We start from the raw sequence: 2484 nt of genomic DNA, 5'->3' as shown, positions 1-2484 counted from the left end.
GCCCGGTGAGCCGGACCACCCCCGGAGGCTTCACCTCGACCGCCCAGGCCGACTGGTACGGCGGCCAGTTCACCAAGGAGCAGAGCGAGGCCAGCCACCGGCAGCGTCGCGAGCGCAAGGCCAAGGCCGCAGCCGACGCCGCGCGCGGGCCCGCGCCGCTGCCCGAGACGGGCGACCCCGCGTGGGGTGTGCCGGTGTACGGCAAGGACCTGGCCGTCGGCGACACCATCGTCTACCTCGGCCAGCACTACCCGGTGGACCGGTTCGAGCCGTACCGCGGCAGCCTCCGTGGCGCGCTGGGCGCGGAGACGCGGACGGCGTGCAGCGGCGACTGGGAGATGACCATCGGCCCGAACGCCGTGATCCGCATCCTGCCCCGCGAAGAGGCTGAGCAGCCGATGCCCAGCGCCGGATCCGGCCGTGAGCTTCCCCAGCTCGCCGTGGGATGCCCGACCTGTCAGGCCGAGCCCGGTGACCTGTGCACCAGCCACAGCGGTACGCGCCCTCGGCGGAACGACACCCACCAGACGCGCACGGCCGCCTGGGCGAAGTCCGGGAAGGGCGGCGACCGGTGACCGGCCTGCTCGCCCGGATGCGGGCCCGCCGCGCCAACACCGCGAAGGAGGCGACCGCGCTCGACGAGGCCGCCGCCTGGATCGCGCCCCTCATCGACCTGCCCGGCCACCGCCACCCCTACACCGACGCCATCGAGCACGCGCGCCAGCGCATCGTCGAAAGGAGCGCGACGTGAGCACCATCCGCCGCACCACCTGGCACCCGCTCGGCCGCCCGACCGCAGGCGAGCTCACGCGGATCCACCCAGCGCAGGTTCCCGCCGTACCCATCTCATTCGGCAACGGCGAGGACTTGATCCTCGACGACCCGGCGTGGGCGCGGGACCTGGCCACGGCGGTGGCCGCGGCCGCGAGTGTGCTGGAGTCCGAACACGGTCTCCCGGCCGCCGAACCGTACGTCTGCGACGACTCCATCGAGTGCGTGCATGAGGCGGCGCGCGGCCAGGCCGTAGAGGAGCGGGACGCCTACCGCGACATCCTCACGCGCATCGCCGAGGCCCAGTCGCTCAATGAGGTGCGAGACGGGATCCGGGACGCGCGCCTGGCACTCGAGCACTGGGCCAACCGCGCGTGATCCGTCTCTACGTGCTCGGACTCTCCATCGGGTTCGCACTGGGACTGCTGGCCGCCGTCATCATCGCGGCGGCCAGCGCCGTCCTCGACTCGCACAGCGTGCCCAGCTCCACCCCGTACACCGCTCCTACTCCCCTACTGGAGGCGTGATGGCCCCGCCATCCGTGGTCGGCCTCGACCTCTCCCTCACCGGCACCGGCATCGCCACCGACACCGGCGCCCAGCGAGTCCGATGCGGAGACCTCCGCGGCACCCCCCGGTTCTCGTGGATCTCCGAGCACATCTTCGCCGACGGGACCACGCAGGCGGCCGACCTTGTCGTCATCGAGGGCCCCTCGTACGGCAGCATGTCCGGCGCCGGCCACCACGAAGCCGCTGGGCTGTGGTGGCACATCGTCTACCGCCTCGACCTGTGCGAAGTGCCGTACGCCGTCGTCCCCCCGAGCACGCTGAAGAAGTACGCCACGGGCAACGGCGGCGCATCGAAGCCGGATATGCGGATGGCTTTGTTCCAGCGCGCTGGAATCGACGAGCGCGACGACAACAAGGTGGACGCCTGGTGGCTGCGCGCCGCCGGCCTCGACGCGCTTGGCCACCCTCTCGTCGACCTTCCGAAGGCCCAGCGTGAAGCCCTGAGCAAGGTGGCCTGGCCTCTGGTGGGTGACCGATGAGCGCCCGGGGAGCCCTCATCAACTGCGCGTGCTGCGGCCAGCCTGGCCGGAGCGACGGCCGCAACCTGATCGAGTCGTGCTATCGCCGCCACCTACGCCACGGGACGCTGGACCAGTACCCCAGGCTGACGCAGGCCAGGGAACCGTGGAAGCCGCTCGGCCCGCACGGCCGCCGCATGGTGGAGCGCTATTGCCGGCTCGCCTCCATCAAGCCTGCTCTGAGCGTGGCCAGGATCGCGTTTGAGCTCGGCGTGAGCGAACGCCAGGTGTGGCGCTACGCCACCGCCGCAAACGCGCTGGAGCGTGCCTCGTGAGCGTGCTCGACGAGCTCGACTTCATGCCCAGGTGGGAAGTCGACGGATCCTGTGTCGGCCGCGCCAACCTGATGTACCCGCGCGCCGCCGACGGCGGCCTCGACCGCGCCCGCGCGATCTGCCAGGCCTGCCCCGTCCTCGACCAGTGCCGCGACTGGGTCCTGGCCCTGCCCCCGGTGCTCGACCCGGGCGGCGTCGTCGCCGGGATGACGATCGCCGAGCGCGAGCTCGCCTACTACGACGACCTCGAAGGCAAGCGGTGCGCCACGTGCGGCGAGGTGAAGCCGCTTCACCAGTTCGTGCCGTGGGTGCGCGGCCGCGAGGCCCGCCGCCCGGACTGCAAGACCTGCG

At 72.1% G+C, this 2484-nt stretch carries 7 protein-coding genes; all 7 read left to right on the top strand.

The genetic code is table 11. From position 1 onward, the window contains the following. The coding region (locus tag ACFSKW_RS54790) for a zinc finger domain-containing protein (RefSeq protein WP_379583864.1) at positions 1–575 on the top strand (575 nt) is incomplete at its 5' end. After that, complete coding sequence (locus ACFSKW_RS54785) at positions 572–751, top strand: hypothetical protein (protein WP_379583862.1); 180 nt, start codon at positions 572–574, stop codon at positions 749–751. The genes ACFSKW_RS54790 and ACFSKW_RS54785, both read left to right, overlap by 4 nt. Next, positions 748–1149, top strand: coding sequence for a hypothetical protein (locus ACFSKW_RS54780; RefSeq protein ID WP_379583860.1), 402 nt, complete (start codon positions 748–750; stop codon positions 1147–1149). Before ACFSKW_RS54785 ends, ACFSKW_RS54780 begins: the two co-directional genes overlap by 4 nt. Then, a complete protein-coding gene (locus ACFSKW_RS54775; RefSeq protein ID WP_379583859.1) occupies positions 1146–1298 on the top strand; it encodes a hypothetical protein in 153 nt (50 codons plus the stop codon). Before ACFSKW_RS54780 ends, ACFSKW_RS54775 begins: the two co-directional genes overlap by 4 nt. After that, entirely contained in the window at positions 1298–1819 is a 522-nt protein-coding gene (locus ACFSKW_RS54770) for a hypothetical protein (protein ID WP_379583858.1), read from the top strand. The genes ACFSKW_RS54775 and ACFSKW_RS54770 overlap by 1 nt, the downstream gene beginning before the upstream one ends. Continuing rightward, entirely contained in the window at positions 1816–2133 is a 318-nt protein-coding gene (locus tag ACFSKW_RS54765) for a hypothetical protein (RefSeq protein ID WP_379583856.1), read from the top strand. Before ACFSKW_RS54770 ends, ACFSKW_RS54765 begins: the two co-directional genes overlap by 4 nt. Then, positions 2130–2484, top strand: a 355-nt coding sequence (locus ACFSKW_RS54760; protein ID WP_379583854.1) for a WhiB family transcriptional regulator, incomplete at its 3' end; no start/stop codon positions are given. The genes ACFSKW_RS54765 and ACFSKW_RS54760, both read left to right, overlap by 4 nt.

It is taken from the genome of Nonomuraea mangrovi, from assembly GCF_042681425.1.
GTDB classification, from domain to species: Bacteria; Actinomycetota; Actinomycetes; order Streptosporangiales; family Streptosporangiaceae; genus Nonomuraea; species Nonomuraea mangrovi.
Note: the sequence above shows the minus strand (reverse complement) of the source record. Positions and strands in the feature narration are given on the sequence as shown.

Bases quoted from the DNA above. Each gene is read 5' to 3' on its own strand.
- ACFSKW_RS54770 (WP_379583858.1), top strand. From the start codon at position 1,298: ATGGCCCCGCCATCCGTGGTCGGCCTCGACCTCTCCCTCACCGGCACC.
- ACFSKW_RS54765 (WP_379583856.1), top strand. From the start codon at position 1,816: ATGAGCGCCCGGGGAGCCCTCATCAACTGCGCGTGCTGCGGCCAGCCT.